This window comes from Arthrobacter sp. P4_F10, assembly GCF_056401435.1.
In genome coordinates this window covers 1-1,573 of sequence record NZ_JBFUJJ010000092.1, presented here as the reverse complement: position 1 = coordinate 1,573, position 1,573 = coordinate 1, and the positions used below count along the sequence as shown (strand labels likewise).

Genomic DNA, 1,573 nt, shown 5'->3' with positions numbered 1-1,573 from the left:
CACCGAGCCTACAGACCCAAGTGCCTCCGGGCTTCCGCTGGTGACCACTGCAGCCGAATTGGAGAACCTTACCCGTGAGACCCTAATACGTCTGATCGTGCTAGCAGCCCAGGATGCGGAGGAAGCGAATCAGGAGTGGATAAAAACGGCCGACAAAGTCGCCGCCAACATGGAGAGTGAAGCACACACGCTTCTTGTTCGATTGCAGCGGCAGGCAATGACTCGCCGCCGTCTCCGTCCGGACATCGGCACACAAGTCACCACCGCGAACTCCACCGATTCGGCCAACCACGGCAGAGAGGCCGGACACGAGAGTGGCGAATTCGTTGAAAGCGTAACTCATGGCACGAAGGATGATGACCCAGACTTCACTGACGATCCTCTGGACGTACTTAGCCCAGACGATGAGGGAGACGACGGTCCACTCAGCGACTTCAGCCACGCCCAACACCTCCGCGCGATGGCCGACCTCCTCAACAAGATCGCTGATGCCCTCACCAACCAAGGTCAGCTTAGTGATAAGGACGACGAGAACGCAGGCCACTAACCACGGATGCTTTCGAGACAAAGTCGAACCTGCCTGGGGCGAGTACCGGGCGATGGAGCATTTTCCACCAGAGCGGCAAGAACGAGGCCGTGCCGCTGCGTCGGTGGTCGAAAGAAGACATCTCGGGTTGAGCGCACAAACATCATGCTCACTGCAACCCATGACGATCATGAGTTCTGCATGACCCGCCGCGGCGATTCAAGTAGCAACATACTCAGGTGTCAGTAGACGTCTCCATCACTTGGCCCGTTTCGTTTGTCATCCGCTCGCGGGCCGCTGCCCACGAAGTGGCTCAGACTTCGACCATGGCTGACGCATTCCGAAAGGAGTCATGTCCGGGCCGGTTGAGCGCCGCATGAACTTCCAAGCGAACCACGCGACCTGGGAGTTTCTATGGACCTTGAGTTCTATGAGCCGGCCGAGGCGGCGGCCCTCATGCGGTGCACGGAGGCCTGGCTGCGGGAGGGCGCGGCCAGCGGCAAATTTCCGCACGTATGCTGGGGCAAGGGGAAGATCATCTTCACCTCAGAGCACATTGCGGAAATCGCCCGTCTGCGCGAGGTCCCGGTGCATGCCGGGTCAACCCCGCGGGAACGGCTGATCGGCACGAGGGCCCAGCGCCGCCTCGCGCCGGTCAGCAACCAGCAACCATGACTGCGACGGGGACAAAGTCCAGTGTCAGCGCGTGAACCCTGTAATCGACCTCTCAGTGGCGTCAGCGCCGGCCTGCAACGCCTCCGGCATCAAGTGGCCGTAGACCTGCTCCGTAGTGCGGGTTGAGGCGTGGCCAAGGCGTCGCGAGATCGTAAACAGAGACACACCGTCCTGGATCAGCCAGGACGCATGCGTGTGCCGGAGGTCATGAATGCGGGGCGACTTCTTCAGCCCATGTGCCTGAGCTGCTTGGACCGCAGGAACCCAGTAATGGTGCCAWTAGAGCTTGTGGATAATCCGCTCGCCCTTAGGGGTCGTAAACAGGAGTTCATCGCCAGGGCGACTTGCCACGAGGGGTACCAGAAGTTCCAC

General features: G+C 60.5%; 3 protein-coding genes. 2 read left to right on the top strand and 1 reads right to left on the bottom strand.

Annotated features, from left to right (window positions below; translation table 11 throughout):
* Together AC1DR1_RS23135 and AC1DR1_RS23130 are read left to right on the top strand one after the other, a co-directional pair.
* A partial coding sequence (locus tag AC1DR1_RS23135; protein ID WP_476993451.1) for a hypothetical protein occupies window positions 1-547 on the top strand: 547 nt, incomplete at its 5' end.
* Between the two features lie 393 nt (window positions 548-940).
* Window positions 941-1,201: a hypothetical protein gene (locus tag AC1DR1_RS23130; RefSeq protein ID WP_476993450.1), complete on the top strand. Its 261-nt coding sequence runs from the start codon at window positions 941-943 to the stop codon at window positions 1,199-1,201.
* Window positions 1,202-1,225: 24 nt separating this feature from the next.
* On the opposite strand, the gene AC1DR1_RS23125 is transcribed toward AC1DR1_RS23130, so the two are convergent.
* A complete protein-coding gene (locus AC1DR1_RS23125) occupies window positions 1,226-1,552 on the bottom strand; it encodes a tyrosine-type recombinase/integrase (protein ID WP_476993452.1) in 327 nt (108 codons plus the stop codon).
* Between the last annotated feature and the right edge of the window lie 21 nt (window positions 1,553-1,573).